General features: G+C 62.4%; 20 protein-coding genes and 1 tRNA gene. 6 read left to right on the top strand and 15 right to left on the bottom strand.

Features of this window, described 5'->3' with window-relative positions; genetic code table 11:
- Window positions 1–188: 188 nt before the first annotated feature.
- Window positions 189–1,484: a citrate synthase gene (locus J3456_RS13180; protein WP_349580635.1), complete on the bottom strand. Its 1,296-nt coding sequence runs from the start codon at window positions 1,482–1,484 to the stop codon at window positions 189–191.
- A 115-nt stretch (window positions 1,485–1,599) separates the two neighbouring features.
- A complete protein-coding gene (gltX, locus tag J3456_RS13175) occupies window positions 1,600–3,000 on the bottom strand; it encodes a glutamate--tRNA ligase (RefSeq protein WP_349580634.1) in 1,401 nt (466 codons plus the stop codon).
- Between the two features lie 115 nt (window positions 3,001–3,115).
- Here gltX and J3456_RS13170 point away from each other — a divergent pair, with 115 nt between their 5' ends.
- On the top strand, window positions 3,116–5,143 hold the full coding sequence (locus J3456_RS13170; protein WP_349580633.1) for a ComEC/Rec2 family competence protein: 2,028 nt from the start codon (window positions 3,116–3,118) through the stop codon (window positions 5,141–5,143).
- Here J3456_RS13170 and lexA read toward each other — a convergent pair.
- From lexA to J3456_RS13135, 7 genes are all read right to left on the bottom strand, one after another.
- The gene (lexA, locus tag J3456_RS13165; protein WP_349580632.1) at window positions 5,137–5,832 is read right to left on the bottom strand and encodes a transcriptional repressor LexA; all 696 of its coding nucleotides are present in this window, start codon (window positions 5,830–5,832) and stop codon (window positions 5,137–5,139) included. The genes J3456_RS13170 and lexA overlap by 7 nt on opposite strands.
- Before the next feature lie 71 nt (window positions 5,833–5,903).
- Window positions 5,904–7,076, bottom strand: coding sequence for a molybdopterin molybdotransferase MoeA (locus tag J3456_RS13160; RefSeq protein WP_349580631.1), 1,173 nt, complete (start codon window positions 7,074–7,076; stop codon window positions 5,904–5,906).
- Window positions 7,073–7,546 (bottom strand): cyclic pyranopterin monophosphate synthase MoaC, encoded by a 474-nt coding sequence (moaC, locus tag J3456_RS13155; protein WP_349580630.1) that lies wholly within the window; start codon window positions 7,544–7,546, stop codon window positions 7,073–7,075. Before moaC ends, J3456_RS13160 begins: the two co-directional genes overlap by 4 nt.
- A complete protein-coding gene (gene trpC, locus J3456_RS13150; protein ID WP_349580629.1) occupies window positions 7,546–8,358 on the bottom strand; it encodes an indole-3-glycerol phosphate synthase TrpC in 813 nt (270 codons plus the stop codon). The genes moaC and trpC overlap by 1 nt, the downstream gene beginning before the upstream one ends.
- A 7-nt stretch (window positions 8,359–8,365) precedes the next feature.
- Window positions 8,366–9,025, bottom strand: coding sequence for a uracil-DNA glycosylase (locus tag J3456_RS13145; protein WP_349580628.1), 660 nt, complete (start codon window positions 9,023–9,025; stop codon window positions 8,366–8,368).
- Window positions 9,022–10,038 (bottom strand): anthranilate phosphoribosyltransferase, encoded by a 1,017-nt coding sequence (gene trpD, locus J3456_RS13140; protein WP_349580627.1) that lies wholly within the window; start codon window positions 10,036–10,038, stop codon window positions 9,022–9,024. Before trpD ends, J3456_RS13145 begins: the two co-directional genes overlap by 4 nt.
- On the bottom strand, window positions 10,035–10,616 hold the full coding sequence (locus J3456_RS13135; protein ID WP_132443498.1) for an anthranilate synthase component II: 582 nt from the start codon (window positions 10,614–10,616) through the stop codon (window positions 10,035–10,037). Before J3456_RS13135 ends, trpD begins: the two co-directional genes overlap by 4 nt.
- A gap of 166 nt (window positions 10,617–10,782) precedes the next feature.
- Between J3456_RS13135 and J3456_RS13130 the strand changes: the two genes are divergently transcribed.
- Complete coding sequence (locus J3456_RS13130; RefSeq protein ID WP_349580626.1) at window positions 10,783–12,354, top strand: divergent polysaccharide deacetylase family protein; 1,572 nt, start codon at window positions 10,783–10,785, stop codon at window positions 12,352–12,354.
- Between the two features lie 24 nt (window positions 12,355–12,378).
- Here J3456_RS13130 and J3456_RS13125 read toward each other — a convergent pair whose 3' ends face one another.
- From J3456_RS13125 to fabI, 6 genes are read right to left on the bottom strand one after another with little or no spacing between them, the layout of a single operon-like run.
- Window positions 12,379–13,419, bottom strand: a complete 1,041-nt coding sequence (locus tag J3456_RS13125; RefSeq protein ID WP_067935596.1) for a succinylglutamate desuccinylase/aspartoacylase family protein — start codon at window positions 13,417–13,419, stop codon at window positions 12,379–12,381.
- A gap of 2 nt (window positions 13,420–13,421) precedes the next feature.
- Window positions 13,422–14,933 (bottom strand): anthranilate synthase component I, encoded by a 1,512-nt coding sequence (gene trpE / locus J3456_RS13120; protein ID WP_349580624.1) that lies wholly within the window; start codon window positions 14,931–14,933, stop codon window positions 13,422–13,424.
- 12 nt (window positions 14,934–14,945) lie between these two features.
- A complete protein-coding gene (locus J3456_RS13115; protein ID WP_349580623.1) occupies window positions 14,946–16,790 on the bottom strand; it encodes a peptidyl-prolyl cis-trans isomerase in 1,845 nt (614 codons plus the stop codon).
- 30 nt (window positions 16,791–16,820) lie between these two features.
- A complete protein-coding gene (locus tag J3456_RS13110; RefSeq protein WP_349580622.1) occupies window positions 16,821–18,002 on the bottom strand; it encodes an aminotransferase in 1,182 nt (393 codons plus the stop codon).
- A gap of 48 nt (window positions 18,003–18,050) precedes the next feature.
- The gene (gene gpt, locus J3456_RS13105) at window positions 18,051–18,584 is read right to left on the bottom strand and encodes a xanthine phosphoribosyltransferase (protein ID WP_067629419.1); all 534 of its coding nucleotides are present in this window, start codon (window positions 18,582–18,584) and stop codon (window positions 18,051–18,053) included.
- 54 nt (window positions 18,585–18,638) lie between these two features.
- The gene (fabI, locus tag J3456_RS13100; RefSeq protein WP_067935589.1) at window positions 18,639–19,445 is read right to left on the bottom strand and encodes an enoyl-ACP reductase FabI; all 807 of its coding nucleotides are present in this window, start codon (window positions 19,443–19,445) and stop codon (window positions 18,639–18,641) included.
- Between the two features lie 238 nt (window positions 19,446–19,683).
- On the opposite strand from fabI, the gene pdxH reads away from it, so the two are divergent.
- The 4 genes from pdxH to J3456_RS13080 all read left to right on the top strand — a co-directional run bounded on the left by pdxH (window position 19,684) and on the right by J3456_RS13080 (window position 21,494).
- On the top strand, window positions 19,684–20,289 hold the full coding sequence (pdxH, locus tag J3456_RS13095; protein WP_349580621.1) for a pyridoxamine 5'-phosphate oxidase: 606 nt from the start codon (window positions 19,684–19,686) through the stop codon (window positions 20,287–20,289).
- A 20-nt stretch (window positions 20,290–20,309) separates the two neighbouring features.
- Window positions 20,310–20,858, top strand: coding sequence for a cold shock domain-containing protein (locus tag J3456_RS13090; protein WP_349580620.1), 549 nt, complete (start codon window positions 20,310–20,312; stop codon window positions 20,856–20,858).
- Entirely contained in the window at window positions 20,834–21,340 is a 507-nt protein-coding gene (locus tag J3456_RS13085; protein WP_349580619.1) for a DUF192 domain-containing protein, read from the top strand. Before J3456_RS13090 ends, J3456_RS13085 begins: the two co-directional genes overlap by 25 nt.
- A 77-nt stretch (window positions 21,341–21,417) precedes the next feature.
- A tRNA-Pro gene (locus tag J3456_RS13080) sits at window positions 21,418–21,494 on the top strand.
- Window positions 21,495–21,837: the final 343 nt, after the last annotated feature.

The following is a 21,837-nucleotide window of genomic DNA, read 5'->3' as shown; positions in this document are numbered from 1 at the left end:
CATTGCATACGCAGCGAGAAGTGGCGTTGATTTACGCGATTCGGAGCCAGGGTATTCGCACGCCGCATCGCATCTCAATTGTTGCCCTAGGGTCAACAACGTCCAACGCGGGTGCCGTTTGCAGGGTCGGGGAAAAATGCGAAACGCCCCGGAAGTCCGGGGCGTTTGCGATGTCACTGACGGTTGGTTCAGCGGTTCTCGATATCGACGTAGTCGCGCTTGTCTTCACCAAGATAAAGCTGACGCGGACGACCGATTTTAAGCTGCGGATCGCTGATCTGCTCTTTCCACTGCGAGATCCAGCCCACGGTCCGCGCCAGTGCGAAGATCGGGGTAAACATCGATGTGGGGAAGCCCATCGCTTCGAGGATGATGCCGGAATAGAAATCCACGTTCGGGAAGAGTTTCTTCTCCGCGAAATACGGGTCTTCCAACGCGGCCTTTTCCAGTTCCTTGGCGACCTGAAGGATCGGGTTGTTTTCAACACCCATCAGCTCCAGAACCTCGTCGGCGCTTTCCTTCATCACGGTCGCGCGCGGGTCGTGGTTTTTGTAAACGCGGTGGCCAAAGCCCATCAGGCGGAAGGGATCGTTCTTGTCCTTGGCGCGGGCGATGAACTCAGGAATGCGATCGGGCGTGCCGATTTCCTTGAGCATTTCCAAGCAGGCTTGGTTCGCACCACCATGCGCCGGACCCCAAAGGCAGGCAATGCCGGCGGCGATACAAGCGAAGGGGTTCGCGCCGGAAGAAGACGCCAGACGCACGGTCGAGGTCGAGGCGTTCTGCTCGTGGTCTGCGTGGAGGGTAAAGATCCGGTCCATCGCGCGGCTCAGGATCGGGTTTACCTCATGGTCTTCGGCCGGAACGGCAAAGCACATGCGCAGGAAGTTCGACGCATAGTCCAGATCGTTGCGCGGATAAACGAAGGGCTGGCCGATGGTGTATTTATAGGCCATTGCCGCGATGGTCGGCATCTTGGCAATCAGACGGATCGTCGCGACTTCGCGCTGGTGCTCATCGTTGATGTCGGTGCTGTCGTGATAGAAGGCCGACATCGCGCCGACCACGCCCACCATGATCGCCATCGGATGCGCGTCGCGGCGGAAACCACGGAAGAAGTTCATCATCTGCTCGTGCAGCATGGTGTGATTGGTCACCAGACATTCGAAATCTTCGAGCGCCTTGGGGGAGGGCAGTTCACCGTAAAGCAACAGGTAGCAAACTTCGAGGTAATGCGATTTGCTCGCCAGTTGCTCGATTGGGTAGCCACGGTGCAGCAACACGCCTTCGTCACCATCAATAAAGGTGATCGTGCTGTCGCAGGCCGCGGTCGAGGTGAAACCCGGGTCGTAGGTAAAGACACCCGCTTGAGCGTAAAGCTTGCGGATGTCGACAACATCGGGGCCGTCGGTGGGGCTGTGAATCGGCAGCTCAAAGCTCTGATCGTCGATCGTCAGCGTTGCGGTTTTATTTTTATTGGTCATGAAATCCCTTCCCGAATGTAGGCTGCGGAGATGCTCCCCGCCGTCTGGGCCTAGCCCCAAATGGGGCTGTCCCGTTCAGTTATACCTGCCGCCCAAAGAAGTGGTGAACCAAAACTTAGGCCGCGGCGTCCGTCAGTCGGGCAAGGGTCTCTTCGCGCCCCAGCACCAACATCATGTCAAAAACCGATGGGGTGACTGCCCTGCCAGCCAAAGCCGCCCGAAGGGGCCCCGCCAGCTTGCCAAATTTGGTGTCATGCGCGGCAGCAAAGCCGTTCAGTACCTCCTCCAGCGTTTCTTTGTTCCAGCTAGCATTTTGCAATTGCGGCGTCAATTCCGACAGTATGCCACGGGATACCGTATCAAGATTCTTTGCCGCTTTCTCATCCGGGGTGATTGGGCGTTCGGCTAGGACAAATACCGCTTTTTCAAGCAGTTCCGGGAATGTCTTCGCGCGATCTTTGAGGCAATACATCGCGCGCTTCAAACCCTCGGCTTGGGGTGCCGTAAGGGCAGGTAGGCCAGCGGCCTCCAGATAGGCTTCGATTTCGCGCCGCAGCGCGGCATCATCGGCCTGCGCGATATGCTGGCCGCAAAGATTTTCGAGCTTTTTCAGGTCGAACTGCGCGGGGCTTTTGCGGATGCCGTCAAGGTCAAACCATTCCTGCGCCTGCGCGTCGGTAAAGAATTCATCGTCCCCGTGGCTCCAACCAAGACGGGCAAGATAGTTCCGCATCCCCGCAGCCGGATAGCCCATCACCTGATATTCCTGCGCCCCCAAGGCCCCGTGGCGTTTCGAAAGCTTCTTGCCGTCTGCACCGTGAATCAGCGGGATATGCGCCCAGACCGGCACGTCCCAACCCATCGCCTCATAAATCATCATCTGCCGAGCGGCATTGTTGAGGTGGTCGTCGCCGCGCACCACATGGGTCACGCCCATGTCGTGATCGTCTACCACCACGGCCAGCATATAGACCGGCGTGCCGTCCGAGCGCAGCAGGATCATATCGTCAAGCTGATCGTTGCGGATGGTCACATCTCCCTGCACCTGATCACGGATCACGGTGGTGCCTTCCAGCGGGGCCTTGATGCGGATCACGTAGGGCGCGTCGGGGTGGCTTGCCGGATCGGCGTCGCGCCAGGGCGAGCGGTAGAGCGTGCTGCGTCCCTCGGCCTTGGCGGCCTCCCGGAATGCGGTGATTTCTTCTTGGCTGGCGAAGCACTTATAGGCTTTGCCCGCCCCAAGCAGCTCATGTGCGACTTCGGCGTGGCGGGGGGCGTTTTCGAACTGGCTGACGATTTCACCGTCGTGATCCAGGCCCAGCCAAGACATGCCGGCGAGAATCGCCTCCGTCGCCTCGGGGGTGGACCGCGCGCGGTCGGTGTCTTCGATGCGCAGCAGGAATTCACCCCCACGGCCACGGGCATAAAGCCAGTTAAACAGGGCGGTACGCGCCCCGCCGATGTGCAGGAACCCGGTAGGAGACGGGGCGAAACGGGTCACAACAGGGGCGTTCATGGCGGTGGGCCTTTCGGTCAGAGATATGGTGTTCGGAGCGGCGTTTACCATTTGGTAACCCTACCGGTCCTAGGATTTGACGTCTGTCTACCCAGTGCGATCCGCGGGGGCAAGCATGGGCCTTTGGAACCAGTTCAGCACCGTGATGCTGCGCCAGCGGGGGCATCTGTTCGGCTGGGTGCCGGTCTGTCTCGCCTTGGGGATCGGATGGTATTTTTCGCTGGCGGCGGAGCCTTCGGTCGCTTTGCTTTGGGCCACCGCACTCGCCGTCGCCGCGTTGGCTGTTGTGGCGCGGGCCTTGTCTGAGGTCACTGCACCCTTCGCGGTCGGTGTGGCCTTGGTTCTGCTGGGATTGCTACTTGCGGCGTTTCGGGCGCATTCGATGAGCGCCCCCGTGCTCGGCTGGCGTTACTACGGCGCTGTTGAAGGGCGCGTTGTGGCGCTTGACCGTAGCCAATCGGATGCGCCGCGTGTCACGCTTGATCAGGTCCGGCTGGACCGTGTGCCGCCCGCGCGGACGCCAAGCCGGGTCCGGGTCTCGCTCCACTCGAAACTCCCCGGCGCGGTTGCGCCCAAGCCGGGCCTGCATGTGATGACCACCGCGCATCTGTCGCCGCCTGCGGGCCCTGTTGAACCGGGCGGATTTGATTTTCAGCGCCACGCTTGGTTTGCCGGGCTGGGGGCAGTCGGCTATGCCCGGGTGCCGTTATTGGGGACCGCAGAGCCAGCCGAAAGAGACCCCGGACTGGCCCTGTTTCGGCTGCGCATGGCCGCATCGGCACGGGTGCGCGCGCATCTGCCCGGTGACATTGGCGGTTTTGCCGCCGCCATCACCACCGGCGACCGCAGCGCCATCTCGCAGGCCGCGCTGCAAAACCTGCGCAGCAGCAATCTGGCCCATCTATTAGCGATTTCGGGGCTGCACATGGGACTGCTCAGTGCGGTCGTCTTTGGTGCGGCGCGGTTGATCCTCGCTTCGCATCCGGTCTCGGCCACAGGGTGGCCCAGCCGCAGCATCGCGGCGGCGGCTGCACTTATCGCCGCCACCGGTTATCTCGCGCTTTCGGGCGGGAATGTCGCGACCGAGCGGGCCTATATTATGTGCGCTGTCGCCTTGTGCGCGCTGATGATCGGGCGGAGGGCGATTTCGCTGCGTGCCGTTGCCGTGGCGGGGATCATCGTGCTGACCCTGCGCCCCGAGGCGCTGATGGGGCCGGGGTTCCAGATGTCCTTCGCCGCGACCACAGCGCTCGTCGCTGTTTTTGGCTGGATGCGCGATTTCGAGGGTGAGGTCATCCCCAAGCGCCTTCGCCCGGTCGCTGCTGTCGTGATCTCTTCGGCCGTTGCGGGTTTCGCTACAGCACCGATCTCCGCCGCGCATTTCAACACGGTCGCCCATTACGGGCTGGTGGCAAACCTGCTTTCGGTCCCTTTAATGGGCGTTTTGGTCATCCCCGCCGCCGTGCTGGCCGCCGTCCTCGCGCCCATCGGGGGCGAAGGGCTCCCGCTTTGGGCGATGGGGCTCGGCCTGAGATGGATACTATCGGTTGCGGATCTGGTGGCGCATCTGCCCGGCGCGCGCAGTTTCGTGCCGGGGCTGGGGGGATGGGTGCTGCCGCTTCTGTCGCTTGGATTTCTATGGCTCATCCTGTGGCAAGGCCGCATGCGCTGGTTGGGCGCGCCCGCGATGCTGCTGTCATTCGCTCTTTGGCAGGGAGCCACGCGCCCCGATGTGCTTGTCGCTGATACTGGGACGTTGGTGGGTGTAATGACTCCGGCGGGCAGGGCGCTCAGCAAAGAACGGGGCGCAGGGTTTGTTGCCCGCAATTGGTTGGAAAATGACGGCGACGGCGTCGATCAGGCCATGGCCGCCCAAAGGTGGGCAGCGCAAAAAGCCGGTATCATCCACCTTTCAGGAAAACGCGCCGTCGCCGCATTTACCGGCTGCCAGCCAGAAGAAATTGTGGTGGCATCCGTTGAAATGAAGGCAGCCCAGCCTTTGGGCTGCCCGGTCTATGATCCCGTTCGCTTACGTGAAACCGGCGCCCTGGCGCTAACCAAATCGTCCCAAGGTTGGCAGATCACCACCGCTAGGGACCGTGCCGGCCTGCGTTTGTGGAACAGCAGGCCAAAGCGTCAGTAGGTACGGATCAACCCCACCAGTCGGCCCTGAACCTTAACCTTGTCCGAGGGCAATACGCGGGTTTCATAGGCCGCATTCGCCGCTTCCAACGCGACCGAAGACCCCTGCCTACGGAAACGTTTCAACGTCGCCTCTTGATCCTCGACCAACGCGACCACGATATCGCCGTTGTCGGCCACAGCTGTCTCGCGGATCACCACGATGTCGCCATCGTTGATGCCCGCCTCAATCATCGAGTCGCCCCGCACTTCAAGCGCGTAATGCTCGCCTTGACCGGCGATCATACCACCCGGAACCGTAATGCTGTGCGAGACTTGCGAGATCGCCTCAATCGGAACACCGGCAGCGATCCGACCCATGACGGGCACATCAAAGGCGTGCTGCGCCGTCACGGATTGCGCAGCAGATGGCGGCGGGGTGTCGGGGCGATCCCCGTCAATCACGCGCGGGGCGAAACCAGGCGCACCGCCGAGGCTTTCCGGAAGTTTGACCACTTCGATCGCGCGGGCACGGTGGGCAAGGCGCCGGATAAATCCGCGTTCCTCCAATGCCGTGATCAAACGGTGAATGCCAGATTTTGACCGCAGATCGAGTGCCAATTTCATCTCATCGAAGCTCGGCGGGACGCCGTCGCGCTGCACGCGCTGATGAATGAAGGAGAGCAAATCGAGTTGTTTTTTGGTCAGCATGGCACGGCCCCTGAAGCTTTTATTGCTTTTGTTCTAGGGATGTTCTTGTTTTGTGTCAACCGCTGCGGGCGTTAAATCAAAATGTACCGCTGCATATCTCCGGCATTCCTTGCTGGGTCCGCGGGCGGACGAACCATCAATGCATCGGCCTGTGCCAAGACGGACAGAAGGGATGAATCTTGGCGATCATCCGGATAAAGCGCCCCATCGCGAAGCCGGGCTCGCATATAGTGCGCTCGCGGTCCATTCGGGCCAATGCCGCGCCCGAGGGGCGCTTCGCGCAGGGGGGCTTGTAGGTCTTGCAGCCCCAACATCCGCCGCAGCATGGGCAACACGAAGACCGCCCCGCAAACCATTGCAGAAACTGGGTTTCCCGGCAGACCGATCATCGCGGACGCTTCGATTTTGCCTGCCATCAGGGGCTTGCCCGGGCGCATGGCGACTTTGTAGAAAGCCTGCTCCATGCCGAGCTCAGCCGCGACCGGCGCAATCAGGTCGTGATCGCCCACCGAAGCGCCGCCGATCGTGACAATAAGATCCGCGCCGCGGGCCAAGGCGAATGCTTGTTTGAGCGAGGCCGCGGTGTCGCGCGCAATGGGCAGCATACGCACCTCGGCGCCTGCATCCTCGAACATCGCGGCAAGGCCGTAGCTGTTGGAGGCGATGATCTGGTCAGGGCCGGGGCTCTCGCCGGGTTGCACCAGTTCATCGCCTGTGGCGAGGATCGCGATGACGGGTTTGCGGGTGACGGGCACTTTCGCGACGTTCATCGCGGCGAGCAACGCCACCTCGGCGGGGCGCAGAATGCGCGGGGCGGTGAGCTCTTCGCCTTGGGTAAAATCACCCCCCGCAGGGCGGATATTGTCTTTGTCATCAACACGGTGGCCGAGGGTGATAAGGTTGCCCCGCCGGGTGACATCCTCTTGGATCACCACGAAATCGGCCCCATCGGGGATCGGTGCGCCGGTGAAGATGCGGATGGCTTGCCCGGCGCGAAGCGTACCTGCGTAGCCATGGCCCGCCGCGGCCTCGCCAACCACCTTAAACATCGCGTCGGGCTCGACCTCAGCCCGGCGCAGTGCGTAGCCGTCCATGGAGGACGCAGCGAAGGGCGGTTGGCTGCGCTGCGCAATCACGGGTCGTGACAAGACGCGGCCATTTGCGGCCCGCAGAGCCACTTCTTCGGTTTCTAGCGGGGTGACGAGGTCTAAAACAGCCTCCATTGCCGCTTCAACGCTGATCATGTCGCCTCATAACGGCCTGATTTGCCACCGTCTTTCAATGTGACCCGCGTGCCGCCAATTTCCATCGCCTTATCCACCGCTTTCGCCATGTCATAGACCGTGAGCGCGGTGACAGAGGCGGCGGTGAGAGCTTCCATCTCCACGCCGGTTTGACCGGTGGTCTTAACGGTGGCCGAGATCCGGATCCCCGGTAGGGTGACGTCGGGGGTGAGATCGACGCTCACTTTCGTGATCGGCAAAGGGTGACAGAGCGGGATCAGATCCGCCGTGCGCTTGGCCGCCATGATCCCGGCAAGCCTTGCGACGCCGAGAACGTCACCTTTCTTGGCCCGCCCTTCGGTAATAATTTCAAGAGTTTCGGGTGCCATCTTGATGTAGCTTTCGGCCTGGGCCACGCGAGAGGTGACGGCCTTATCCGAGACATCGACCATATGCGCGTCACCTTCGGAGTCGAAATGCGTCAGCGCCATTACATGCCTCCCGGGACGAGGGGGCTGGCCAGTAGATCGCGGGTGGCCTGTTCGACATCTTCTTGCCGCATGAGGCTCTCGCCGATCAAGAAACAGCGTGCGCCATAGACCGCCATATCGGCGAGGTCCGCAGGGGTGTAGAGGCCGGATTCACAAACGAGCATCCGATCAGGCGGGACCGCTTCGGAGAGTTGACGTGTTACATCAAGAGAGGTCTCGAAGGTATTGAGATTACGGTTATTAATCCCAATCATCCGGCTCGTTAGCTTTTCGGCGCGGGCCAGCTCGGCGGCGTCATGTACTTCGATCAGCGCATCCATGCCCCAGTCCTGTGCGGCTTGCTCCAACTCGGCGGCCTGCGCATCAGAGACAGAGGCCATGATGATCAGAATGCAGTCCGCGCCAAGGCTCCGTGCTTCGGCGACTTGATAGGGGTCGTAAAGGAAATCTTTGCGCAGTACCGGCAGATCGCAGGCCGCACGAGCCTCGACCAAGAACTCTTTCGCACCTTGAAAACTAGGCGTATCGGTCAAAACCGATAGGCAGGTCGCGCCGCCTGCGGCATAAGCGCGGGCAAGGTCGGCGGGTTCGAAATCTTCTCGGATCAACCCTTTCGACGGGCTGGCTTTTTTGATCTCGGCAATCAGGCCATAGCCCTCGCGGGAGGCTTCGTGCAGGCGCTGCGCAAAGGGGCGCACGGGCGGCGCAGCGCGGGCGGCGGCCTCCATGTCAGCCTGCGATTTTTCGGCCTTCGCAGCGGCGATTTCTTCCAGCTTATAGGCTTTGATCTTTTCCAGAATAGTGGCGGTCATGGCATCCTCACGGCTTTGTCCAATGTATGCCGGGCTTGCCTTGGCCCTGCAACCAGTCATTCACCCGGCTGAAGGGGCGCGAGCCAAAGAAGCCGCGCCGGGCGGAAAGCGGCGATGGGTGCGGTGTCTCGATCTTGAGGTTTTGCGCCGGGTCAACCTGCGCCGCGGCCTTCTGGGCATGTGCGCCCCAAAGCAGATAGGCGCGGGGGCGATCTGAGAGGCGGGCCAGCACCTGAGCGGTCAGCGTCTGCCAACCGAGTTTCGCATGTCCATTCGCACAGCCTGCCGGAACGGTCAGCACGTTGTTCAACAACAGGACGCCTTGATCGGCCCAGAACCGCAGATCGGGGTCCTCAGGTGATGCGCCAAGATCGTCTTGTAACTCTTTGAATATATTGGCAAGAGAACGCGGCATCGGGCGCACGTAAGGCTCGGCTGAGAAGGCGTAGCCGTGGGCATGGCCCGGCGTGGGATAGGGGTCTTGGCCGAGGATCACCACCTCTACCGCTGTGGGTTGAAGGTGTTCAAGTGCTGCGAATATCTTAGGAGCGGGCGGCAAAATGTCACCCGGCTCGGCAGCTAGCCGTTGGGCGATGTGCGGCCAGTCCTCAGCGAAAAAGGGCAGGTCGGCCCATTCGCCAAGCGCGCTGTGACTTGGCGGTGTCATTTCGACTGGCTGATCTGCGCCACTTTTTCGATCCGGTCACGCGCTGCGCCGCTGTCGATGCTTTCACGGGCCATTTCGACGCCGGTTTTCAAATCGGGGGCCACATCCGCTACGACCAAGGCAGAGGCCGCGTTAAGCAACACAGCGTCGCGGTAACCCGATGGAGCGCCGTCTAGCAACGCTTTGAAATGTTTTGTGTTCTCGGCAGGTTCACCCCCGGCGATGGCCTCGAACGGATGGACCGGCAGGCCCGCGTCTTCGGGGTGCAATTCGCGCAAGTTAACCACGCCGTTTTCCAGTGCGGCGACCCAGCTTACGCCGGTGATGGTCAGCTCATCCGTGCCGTCGGACCCGTGCACGAGCCACGCTTTTTCAGAGCCGAGTTGTTTCAGCGTCAGCGCCATCGGTTCAATCAGATCGCGGCTGTAGGCACCGGTAAGCTGGCGTTTGACTCCTGCGGGATTGGTGAGCGGGCCGAGGATGTTAAAGATCGTGCGGGTGCCAAGCTCGGACCTTGTAGGCATGACATGGGCGACAGCGGGGTGATGCATGGGGGCCATCATGAAACCGATGCCCGCCTCGGCCAATTCACGCTCAACCACCGCAGGGCCGACCATGACGTTGATACCAAGCTGCGACAGCGCGTCGGAAGCGCCGGATTTCGAGCTGAGGTTGCGGTTGCCATGTTTGGCCACCACCGCACCTGCGCCCGCGGCCACAAAGGCGGCGGCGGTTGAGATGTTCAGCGTCCCCTTGCCATCACCACCCGTGCCGACGATGTCGATTGCCCCTTCGGGCGCGCGCACGGCATTGCATTTGCTGCGCATGACCTGTGCGGCGGCGGCATATTCGGTGACCGTTTCGCCGCGCGTGCGCAGGGCCATAAGAAAGCCACCGATTTGGCTTGGCGTGGCTTCGCCTTCGAAGAGGATTTCAAAGGCTTCGACAGCCTGATCCGAGGTGAGCGGCCCGTTGGCAGCGGCGTCAAGCAAGGGTTTCAGCGCGCTACTCATGCCGGGACCTTCATCTCATTCAGGAAGTTTTGCAGCAGGGCGTGACCATGCTCGGACCGGATCGATTCTGGATGGAATTGCACGCCGTGCAACGGCAGGTCGCGGTGTTGCAGACCCATGATCGTGCCGTCTTCGAGTGCTGCGGTGATCTCAAGACACTCCGGCAGGCTTGCGCGTTCCACCACCAGCGAGTGATAGCGCGTGGCCCCAAAGGGCGAGGGCAGCCCGGCAAAGACACCGCGCCCCTCATGTTGCATCTGGCCCAGCTTGCCGTGCACAATGTCATCCGCACGCACGACCTTGCCGCCAAAGGCTTGGCCAAGGGTCTGATGGCCCAGGCAGACGCCCAAGAGCGGCACCCGCGCTTCGGCGGCGGCATGGGTCAGCTCTAGGCATATCCCCGCTTGGTCAGGGTCACAGGGGCCGGGGGACAGCAAGATACCGGCGGGGTTCATGGCCATCGCTTCGTCCACGCTGAGCGCGTCGTTGCGGTGCACCTGCACATCCGCCCCGAGGCTGCCCAGATAGTGGACCAAGTTATAGGTAAAGCTGTCGTAGTTATCGATGAGCAGCAGCACAGGCAGGCATTTCTTTGTATTAGGACTGGAGAAACCGCGCCGGAGCGCGGTATAGGTTTTGGCATACATGTTCAGGCTTGAACCCCATCGTCAAGAGTTTGGGGCAAGCCAATTGAGGGGAACGCCGGGCTTTCTGGCCATGGCGCAGACAGCAGGAGTAGCGCAGATGGCACGCGGAGTTCTGAGCGGGCTGATTTGGGGGGGTGTGACGTGCATCGGTGTGGCCGGTGCGGTGTCGTTGATGATGCCCTTGCCCTTGCCGCCGCAGGTGGGCGATGCGCCCGGCTCTGGTCCCGCCCCGGCGCGGATCAATGTGACCGATGCAGGCGAGCAGGGGCGCAGCCGCGATTCTGCGCCTGTGTTGAATGCCCCCGCGCCGCGTGCCGATGTGCCTGAGCAAGACAGCCTGGCCGCGCTTGACCCCGACACGCAGACGTCGGCCAGCCTGCCAGAGACCGGCAGCGCAGAGGGGCTTAGCACCCCCGCGGTACCGGAGGGGCAAACCCCGATGTCTCCGGGCGCGGAAGAACCGGTGTTGCCCAATCCGCAGGCCGTGGCCCCCGATGCGCCGCAGGCCGCCGACGAGCTTTCCATCAGCACCGAACCCGCGCAGCCGCCTGCGCCGGATGTGGCCGATATCGAAGGGGCGTTTGACGCGCCGCAAGGCATGGAAGCGCCGGAGGTCGAGGAGGACGAGGCGATCACCCTGCCAGCGGAAGAGATTGCCGTTGAAGAGGATGCGGTGCCGGAACCGGCACCGGAGAGTGATATCGTCGAAACTCCGCCTGTCGTTGATGCCGAGGAAGATGCGCCTACACCCGAGGCTGCTCCTCAATCCACCGCAGCAGACACCCCCGCGCCGGTGGAAGAGGAAGAGCCGCAGTCTGCAGAAGCCGCGCCAGAAACTGGCGATACGGAGAGCGATGGCCGACCGAACATCGGCACACCCGCAGACACTTTGGCAGACCGTGATACGGGGGTGGTGATTAACCGCCCCGGTGCGACACCCGCGGCAGAGCCCGCCGAGGCTGACGAGATTGTGAACGACGATCCGCGCCCCGTGGTGGTCAACAGCCTTGCTGGTGACCAGCCCGAGGGCAAGCCGCTGATGAGCGTGGTCTTGATCGACGATGGCACTTCGGTCACCGCGGGCAGCGCCGGGCTGGCCGCGCTGCGCAGTTTTCCCTATCCGCTGAGCTTTGCGGTCGACAGCGGCCTCTCGGACGCGGCGGAACGGGTGGAAACCTATCGCGAGGCCGGGTTTGAGGTCTTGGCGCTGGTCGATCTGCCGCAGGGCGCACAGCCGAGCGACGCCGAGACAGCCTTTGCCGCCACGCTCGAGCGGATCGGGCCCGTGGTCGGTGTGCTGGAAGGGACCCAGAGCGGCTTTCAAGGCAGCCGGGCGCTGGCCGACCAAGTAACGGATATCCTTGCGCAGTCCGGCCACGGGCTGGTCACGCAGGACAAAGGGCTCAACACCATGCCGAAACTGGCGCGGAAGGCCGGGGTGCCTGCGGATCCGGTGTTTCGCGATTTCGACAGCAAGGACCAGACCGCGCGGGTGATCCGCCGCTTCCTCGATCAAGCGGCGTTCAAGGCCGGGCAAGAGGGGGCGGTGATCATGTTGGGCCGGCTACGGCCCGATACCGTCTCGGCACTGCTGCTTTGGGGCCTGCAGGACCGAGCGAGCGATGTGGCCTTAGTCCCGATCTCGGCAGTGCTGCTGCGCGAGGAGTGACCCCGCGCAGGGTATGGTTCTGATTTAGATGATCTCGTCTTCGTCAAAGAGCGGGTCTTCTTCCAACTGGTTGACCAGTTCATCCACCGTCGCCTCTGCCGCGCGGGGGCTGAGCTTGGCAAGGTGAAAGACCGCGTCGCCCTCGTTGACGATCGGCAGAATGGCACGCCCAATAAGAATGCCCGGTGCATCGGCCAGCAGTTCGGCCTCTTCTTTGCCAAAGGGGTCTGACACGATGGCAAGCAGATCGCCTTCGGCCACCGTCTCACCCTCGGCACGGAAGGTGCGCAGCAGGCCGCCCGCAGGCGCACGAAGCCAATGGGAAGCGGTGCAGATATAGGGCGCACTGCGGGCGCTGGCGATGCCCTTGGCGGGCAGCATGTCTTGGCCGCGCATGACCCGCAGGATGCCTGCAAGCCCGGCACGCACGGCCATCTCGTCAAAGCGCAGCCCTTCGCCCGCTTCATAAAGCAGAATCGGCGTGCCCTCGCGCGCCGCGACCGCGCGCAACGACCCATCGCGCAGCGGCGAGGTCAGCACCACCGGCGCGCCGAAATCCATCGCCATCTTATGGGTCACCTTGTCCGCGGGCGAAACACGCACCTGCGGCAGGTTCGTGCGGTGGATCGCCGCCGAATGCAGATCGACACCAAAGTCGCAGCGCAGCACCACCTCTTGCAGGAAAATATGCGCCAGCCGCGCGCCAAGGCTGCCCGAAGGCGAGCCAGGGAAACAACGGTTCAGATCGCGGCGGTCGGGCAGGTAGCGTGAGCGGTTGAGAAAGCCAAAGGAGTTCACCACTGGCACCACGATCAGCGTACCGCGCAGGGCGGAGAGCTGCGGCGCGCGCAGTAGGCGGCGCGTGATCTCAACGCCGATGACCTCATCCCCATGCACGGCGGCAGAGACGAACATCGTCGGCCCCGGACGTTTGCCGTGATAGATCTCGAGCGACAGATGCACCGGCGTGTGATCCGGCAGGATTGAGACGGGCAGGTCGACCGCAAGGCTGCTGCCGGGGGCAACGGAATGCCCCGCAATCTGAAAGGGGGCACGGTTTGGCATGGTCAGCTGTTCCCTTTACCGCCAAAGCGCGCGGCATCGGCTGCAGCCCGGCGGATCGCGCCAGATTTATGCACCGTCTCCATGAACTCGGCCTCTGGATCGCTGTCATAGACAACGCCGCCCCCGGCTTGGATGTAGAGCGTCTCGTCCTTCACCACCGCCGTGCGCAGGGCGATGCACATATCCATGTCGCCGCCCGCGCTGAAATAGCCCACGCCACCGCCATAGACGCCACGCTTTTCGGGCTCCAACTCGTCGATGATCTCCATCGCGCGGACCTTGGGCGCGCCCGAGACGGTGCCTGCGGGCATGCCGGCAAAGAAGGCATCAAGCGCATCTTTGCCCTCTTTCAACTCACCGACCACGTTGGAGACGATGTGCATAACGTGGCTGTAGCGCTCGACAATGAACTCTTCGGTGGGGCGCACGGTGCCGATCTTGGCGACCCGGCCCACATCGTTGCGGCCCAAATCGAGCAGCATGAGGTGTTCGGCCAGTTCTTTCGGATCGCTCAGCAGATCGGCCTCCAACGCGCGGTCTTCCTCCGGCGTGGCGCCGCGCTTGCGGGTGCCCGCGATGGGGCGAATGGTAACTTCGTTGCCAAAAACCCGCACGAGGATTTCGGGGCTCGCGCCGACCACATGGAAGCCGCCGAAGTTAAAATAGAACATGAAGGGCGACGGGTTGGTGCGGCGCAGGCTGCGATAGAGCGCGAAGGGGGGCTGGGTAAACCCTTGGGCCCAACGCTGGCTTGGGACCACCTGAAAGATATCGCCGGCCTTGATGTAATCACGCGCCTTTTCGACGGCGGCCTTGTACCCGTCGTGGGTGAAATTGCTCACTGACTCCGGTGCGTCTTCGGCCTCTCCCAAATCGCGGGAGGTCTGCGGCATGGCGCGTTCCAGATCGCGCACCGCGTCCATCACCCGCTCGGCGGCTTGGGCATAAGCGGCACGGGCGGTCTGACCCTCGGACACCCAAGCGGGGGAGACGATGGTGACTTCGCCCTTCACCCCATCCAGCACGGCCACGACCGAGGGGCGCATCATCACCGCATCAGGCAGGCCCAAAGGGTCAGGGTTCACATTGGGCAGATGTTCGACCAGCCGGATCATATCATAGCCGAGATAGCCAAAGAGACCGGCAGCGGCTTGGGGCAGATCATCGGGCAGGGTGATGCGCGATTCCGCGATGACATCGCGCAGACAGTCTAGTGGAGCGCCGGGCATGTCCTCAAAGGCATCCGCATCATAGCGGGCCGCGCGGTTAAGGGCTGCGGTCTCACCCTGGCAGCGCCAGATCAGGTCGGGCTTCATGCCGATGATGGAATAGCGTCCGCGCACGTCGCCGCCTGTGACAGACTCCAGCACAAAGGCATTCTCCGCCGCGCCCGTCAGTTTGAGCATCAGCGACACCGGCGTGTCGAGGTCGGCGGCAAGGCGGGTGTAGACGATCTGGTTTTCGCCCGCTTCATAAGCGCGGGCGAAAGTGTCGAAATCCGGGGTCAGGGCCATCAAATTTGCCTATCAGGGAAAGTTCACATGCACGGCACTGACCGCGCGCTGGTCGATCTGGGGATCGGCATCGCGCATCACTGCATTGCTGTAGATATCGAAAAGACCTTGGGCCAGCGCCTGATCCAACTGCTGTGAGAGGCGGGTCATCAGCGCTTGGGTCTGGTCGTCTTCGCCCGCGGGGGTCACGGCATCAAGGCGCAGCACCACGACGCTGTCCCCTGCGGGCAGGACCGCGACGCCACCCTCGTCGAGGTCAAAGACCTGATCCATGAAATCGTCGGGCGTGCCGTCGACATAGGAACTGCGGGTCAGGCCTTCGCCAAGCTCCGGCGTGAGACCGGCGGCTTCGAAACCACCTTCTTCGGCCAATGTGCCGGTCAGGCTCTCGGCCTTGGCGGTCAGCGCCTCCACGATCTGAGCGTTGCGCCACGCGGTCTCAACCGCATCGCGGGCCTGCTCGAAAGGTTCGGGGCGCTCGGGCTTGGTCTCATCAAGGCGCATGGCGAAAACGCCGCCGTCTTCCAATTGGTCGATCTGCGGGAAGGCATCGGCGCTCAGGCTCGCTGCGGCTTCGCGGAAGGCGCCATAGGCGGCGATGCCTTCGCTGCTTTCTTGGGTCCAGTCGATGGTGCCGAGGTTCATCTTGGTTTCTTCGGCCAGATCTTCGAGCGTGGCCCCTCCGGCAAGGCGGTCGTCGATCTCCTGCGCGCGGGCTTCGACGGCGCGGGTCGCGCGGGAAATGGCGAGGGTTTCTTCCAAAACCTCACGGGCCTCTTCGAAAGGCACGTTCTGCGCAGGCAGAACTGCGTTCACGCGGAAGAGGGCCGGCCCAAGCGAAGTGGGGAGGGGACCGACGATGTTGCCGCTCTGGGCCCCAAACACCGCGTCACCTGCGGCGTCGAGATCGGATTTGGCCACGTCGCCCATATCCACATCCGCCAGCGCCAGCCCGCGTTCTTCGACCAGCGCCTCAAAGGTGGTGCCGTCGACTTCGAGCGCTGCTGCGGCCTGCGTGGCGGCCTCTTCGTTGGCAAAGACCAGACGCTCGACCAAGCGACGCTCGGGCTGGTCGTATTCATCGCTGCGGGCGTCATATTCGGCGCGCAGTTCTTCTTCGGGCACCTCAACCTCGTCCAGCAGGTCTTCGGGGCGGAGCCATGCATAGGTGATGCTTTTGCTGGCGGGCAGCATGAAGTCATCGGTGTTGGCGTCGTAATAGGCCTGAAGCTCTTCGGCTGTCGGTGCGGCCACGGGGGTGTCGAGGTCACTCTCGCTGAGGCGGGCCCAAGTAAAGCTACGCTGTTCGGCGACGTAGTCGACCAACGTGCGGGCATAGGTGTCGGGCATGGAGACACCGCCCAGAACCGCACGCTGTAGCAGGCCGCGCGCCGCTTCTTCGCGGATCGAACGCTCGAACTCGGCCTCGCTCATGCCGCTTTGCTGAAGGGCGAAACGATAGCCTTCGCGGTCGAAGTTGCCATCGATCCCTTGGAACGCCGAAATGGCCACGATCTCATCGCGCAGGGTGGCATCGCCGATGGAGAGGCCCATTTCGTCGGCTTCGTGATCCAGCGCGCGGTTGCGGACGATCCGTTGCAGAACGGCGCGGTCCAGACCCATCTCTTGGGCGCGGGCAAAGGACAGGCTCTCGCCGGTTTGCGCTTCAATCGCGCGGATTTCCTGCTGCAATTGGCGGGCATATTGATCGACCGAGATCGACTTGTCCCCGACCGTGCCAATGCTGCGCAGATTGCCACTGAGATTGATCGCGCCAAAGCCGCCCAGACCTAAGATAAGCAGGCCCATCAAGACCCAAACGGCGGTTTTCGAAAAGCTGAAGCCTTTTTTGGCCATGACACGGTCCCTCGTTGATTTCGGACCTGTCTATGCGTTGCGTGGCAGGGCTGCAAGCCTGTCGAAAAGCACTTCGAGACCGGCGGTGTCGAGGTTGGCAAAGGCGATGCGCAACTGGCTTTCGCCGCGCGTGTCCCCCTCGGGCTGGAACATCGTGCCGGGCAGGCAAAGCACGCCTGCATCGCGCACCAGTTGCGGGGCAAGTTCCGCCGAGGAGAGGTCGAAGGGATGTCGCAGATAGGCGAAATAGCCGCCCAGCCCAAGCAATTCCCACCCCAGCGGTTCAATCTTGGGCATCAGCGCAGCAATCGCGGCGCGGCGGGCAAGGATTTCCTCGCGTTCATCTGCCAGCCAGGGGCCAAGGTTTTGCATCCCCCAGAGCGCGCCATGCTGGCCGATCTGCGCCGGGCAAATGGCCACGGTATCGAGAAACTTTTCAACCTCCGCCAGCCGCGCCTTGCTGGCGATCAGCGCGCCGACGCGGTGGCCGGTCAGGCGGTAGGCTTTGGAGAAGGAATAGAGGTGGACCAGCGTGTCGTGCCAGTCGGGGTCGCGGAACAGCGCATGCGGCGGGCCGGGGCGGCTGTGAAAATCCCGGTAGGTCTCGTCGAGGATCAGCGCGATGCCGTGACGGCGCGCGAGGTCAAAGAATTCCTGCACGAGGGCGGCGGGATATTCCACGCCGCCGGGGTTGTTGGGGGTGACTAGCGCGATGGCGCGGGTGCGCGGGGTGATGGCGGCTGCGGCCTTATCGGGGTCGGGCAGCATGTCGGCTTCCACGGGCAGCGGCACAGCGGCGACCCCGCTCATGTCGAGCCACATTTTGTGGTTGAAGTACCAAGGCGTCGGGATGATCACTTCATCGCCTTCACCGCAGAGCGTGGCAATGGCGGCGGCGAAGGCTTGGTTGCACCCGGATGTGATGCAGACCTGTTCGTCGGTCACCACGCCCGCGTATTTCTCTGCCGTCTGCCGCGCCAGTTCCGCGCGCAGTTCCGGCAGGCCCAGCACGGGGCCGTAGAGATGCGCCTCATCGTTGTTCAGCGTGATCTCGGCCATCGCCCGGCGCAGCCCCTCTGGAGGCGGATCGACGGGGGCGGCTTGGCTTACGTTGATCAGCGGGCGATCATCGGTGAATGTCACACCATCTAGCCAGCGCCGCGCCTCCATCACCGGAGGGAAGAAAGTGGTGGCGGTGCGCGAAAGCTGCATTGGTGTATCCGGTCAGGTAAGGGGCAGGGGAAGGTGGCGCAGGGCCCCTCAGTCCTTGCCGCGGTAGGGCTCGACATATTGCAGCGCCATGTCCCACGGGAAGAAGATCCAGGTGTCTTGGCTGACGCCGGTGATGAAAGTATCGACCTGCGGCTCGCCCTCGGGCTTGGCATAGACCGTGGCGAAATGGGCGTTGGGGTAAAGCTCGCGCACCAGTTCGATGGTTTTGCCGCTGTCGACCAGATCATCGACGATCAGGATGCCGGTGCCATCGCCCATCATCTCGGCGTCGGGGGATTTCAGGACCTTGGCCTCGCGCCGTTGGTCGGCGGCGCCGCCGCCCGAATGGTAGGACATGACCGAAATCGTATCGACGGTGCGGATGTCGAGTTCCCGCGCGACGATCATCGCGGGGGCCATGCCGCCGCGGGTGATCGCCACCACGGCACGCCAGGCGCCATCGTCGGGACCAAGACCATCGAGCCGCCACGCCAGCGCACGGCTGTCGCGGTGGATCTGATCCCAGGAGATGTGAAAGCCCTTTTCATGGGGCAGGCGCGAGGCGTCCTTGGATTTGGTCATGATGGTCCTTTGCAGCAGCTGGCGCGGGCACCCGCGCGATTTAATTTGGGCGGCTTATTCCTTGGACATGTCGGGCGCGTCAACCGCCTTCATGCCGACAACGTGATAGCCTGCGTCGACATGCAGGTTCTCACCTGTGGTGCCGCTGCCCAGATCCGACAGCAGGAAGAGCGCGGCCTTGCCAACATCTTCGGTGGTGACATTGCGGCGCAAAGGCGAGTTGTACTCGTTCCATTTCATGATGTAGCGGAAATCACCGATGCCAGAGGCCGCCAGCGTCTTGATCGGCCCCGCCGAAATCGCGTTGACGCGGATGCCGTCCTTGCCCAGATCTTCGGCGAGGTATTTCACGGACGCTTCCAACGCAGCCTTGGCCACACCCATGACATTGTAGTGCGGCATGACTTTCTCGGCGCCGTAGTAGGTCAGCGTCAGGGCGCTGGCCCCGGGCGACATCATCTTTTCCGCGCGCTGCATCACGGCGGTGAAAGAGTATACCGAGATATCCATCGACATGGTGAAGTTGCCGCGGCTGGTGTCGACATAGCGGCCCCGCAGTTCCCCCTTGTCGGAAAAGCCGATCGCGTGAACGATGAAATCAAGCCCGTCCCAGCGTTCTTTCAGCCCATCAAACATCGCGTCGATCGACGCCTCGTCGCCCACGTCGCAGGGCAGAACGATGTCGCTGCCAAGCTGCTCGGCCAAAGGCCCAACACGTTTCTTGAGCGCGTCACCTTGGTAGGAAAAGGCAAGTTCCGCCCCCGCATCGGCCAGCGCTTTGGCCACGCCCCATGCGATGGATTTGTCATTCGCCAGACCCATGATGAGCCCGCGCTTGCCCCGCATCAATTCGTTTCCCATTCCGCCGCCTTGTCTATGTTCCGTTCAGGTTGTCTTGGTCTAGGCGATTGCAGCGCGGCCATCAAGACTGCACAGGCGGCTTCACCCCCGTGATTTGCCATAAGATCGGCGGCTAACTGACGGAAATCGGGTAAGGTTGTCCTTTGAGTTGCCGATCGTTAACAAATGTCTTAGCGAATAACTCAGACTCCGGCGAAGAACCGGTGACGGGCTCGAACACTCTAAGAGGGGATGCCGAATGGAAACGCGGACTGGTATATTTGCGGGGGATGATCCCTTTGCGATTGCGCAGCGTTGGCTTTCCGAAGCAGAGGCGAGTGAGCCGAATGACCCCAACGCCATCGCGCTGAGCACGGTAGATTCGCACGGGCTGCCAAACGCCCGTATGGTGCTGTTGAAAGAGATCGAAGCGGACGCCTTTGTCTTTTACACCAATTACGAAAGCCAAAAGGCGCAAGAGCTGGATGGCGCGGGCAAAGCGGCTTTTGTCATGCATTGGAAATCATTGCGCCGTCAGGTGCGGGTGCGCGGGCTGATCAGCCGCGAAGACGGGCCAAAGGCCGATGACTACTACGCATCGCGCTCGCTCAAGAGCCGCTTGGGGGCTTGGGCCTCGCGCCAATCTCAGCCTCTTTCAGGGCGCGGGGCGTTGATGGCCGAAGTCGCCAAAGTTACCGCGCAGCAGGGGGTGAACCCCAAACGTCCGCCGTTCTGGGGCGGCTACCGGATCACCCCGCTGGAAATCGAGTTCTGGGCAGATGGCGAATTCCGCCTGCATGACCGTTTTCAATGGCGCCGCGCGGATGTCGCAGCGCCTTGGGCCGTCACCCGGCTCAATCCTTGATAGGACGGCACGGATTAGCGATGAAAGATGTGTCTGATACCCAAACGGCAGAAACGCCGGGAATAAACGATCCCCTTGAGGGTGTGGTCAAATGGTTCGATCCGCTCAAAGGTTTCGGCTTTATCGTGGCCGATGCGGGCGGGGCCGACATATTGCTGCACGTCAATGTTCTGCGCAATTTCGGCCAAAGTTCGGTCGCCGACGGGGCGCGGGTGACGGTGCGGGTGCAGCAGACCGATCGCGGCGCGCAGGCGGTCGAGGTGCTTGCCGTCACGCCCCCCAGTGAGCCGCCCGCCGCCGTGGTCGAATTCGCAGGATTTGATCCAGATCAACTCGCCGCCGCCGAGTTCGAGCCCGCCCGTGTGAAATGGTTCGACAAGGCCAAGGGTTTTGGGTTTGCAAATGTCTTTGGCTGCGCGGAAGATGTGTTTCTGCATATCGATGTACTGCGCCAATCCGGACTTTGTGATTTGCAACCGGGCGAAGCGCTTGCCATGCGGGTGATTGTTGGCGATCGGGGCCACCTGGCGGCGGAGGTAAGTTCATGGGACGCGGTGATAGACGGCTGAAGGTACGACATCTGACAGGGCATATTGCAGGGGCGGCGCTTGCCAGCCTGCTGCTCACCGGCGCGGCGCTGGCCGAGGCCTGTCGCGCCGATGGCGTGAACCTGCGGGGCGACTGGGGCAAGGCGCGGTTTTCCGTCGAGGTGGCGGATGACCCGGCGGAGCGGGCCGAGGGCTTGATGCACCGGCGCTCCCTGCCGCTAAGTGCGGGGATGCTCTTTGTCTATGAGACACCCCAGCCGCTGAGCTTTTGGATGCGCAACACGCTGATCCCGCTCGATCTGCTGTTTATCGACGATCGGGGCGTGGTAAAGAAAATTCACCACTCCGCCATACCACTGGATGAGACACCGATTCTGGGCGGGGATGATCTGCTGTCGGTTTTGGAGATTAACGGCGGTCTGGCGAAACGTCTGGGCATCACCGAAGGCAGCGAAATCCGCCATCCGGCCTTTGCTGGGAACACCCCGGCCTGGCCCTGCTAAAGACTTCGTCGTTTTTCTGAGTTTAAGGTCAATCGGGGCTTTTCAATCGGCGGGCTTATGGCTAAAGAAGCCCCAGTCGGAGCGTGGCGCAGCCTGGTAGCGCACCTGTTTTGGGTACAGGGGGTCGGAGGTTCGAATCCTCTCGCTCCGACCACTTTCTTCCAGTCTTGAGATTATCTCAGTCCTTAGCGATCTAGGGGCTCTATCGGCTGGAATATTTCCATTCTGCACAAGATATAGTGTCTGCCGCCTGTGCTTTGGCAGATTTGCGCCATTGCCCGCAAAGACCGTGATGATTCTGTCGCGGTTTTACATTGAGCTGACGGGCAGGGGCGCAGGACCCCTTCCGATGCGATGTGGGGCCAGCTTCGGCGGGCTTGTCGCCGCCTCAGCCGCCGCGGCCTGTGGATGAATTTGACCAATCCCTCAAGCACCGCCCCTAACTCTGCCGGGGCAATGGATTATTTGGAATTCAGCGCCGCACCGGGCTTGCGGGT

Origin of the sequence: Sulfitobacter sp. NFXS29, from assembly GCF_040148765.1 — a bacterium.
GTDB lineage: Bacteria > Pseudomonadota > Alphaproteobacteria > Rhodobacterales > Rhodobacteraceae > Sulfitobacter.
This window is presented reverse-complemented; position numbering and strand designations above follow the sequence as displayed.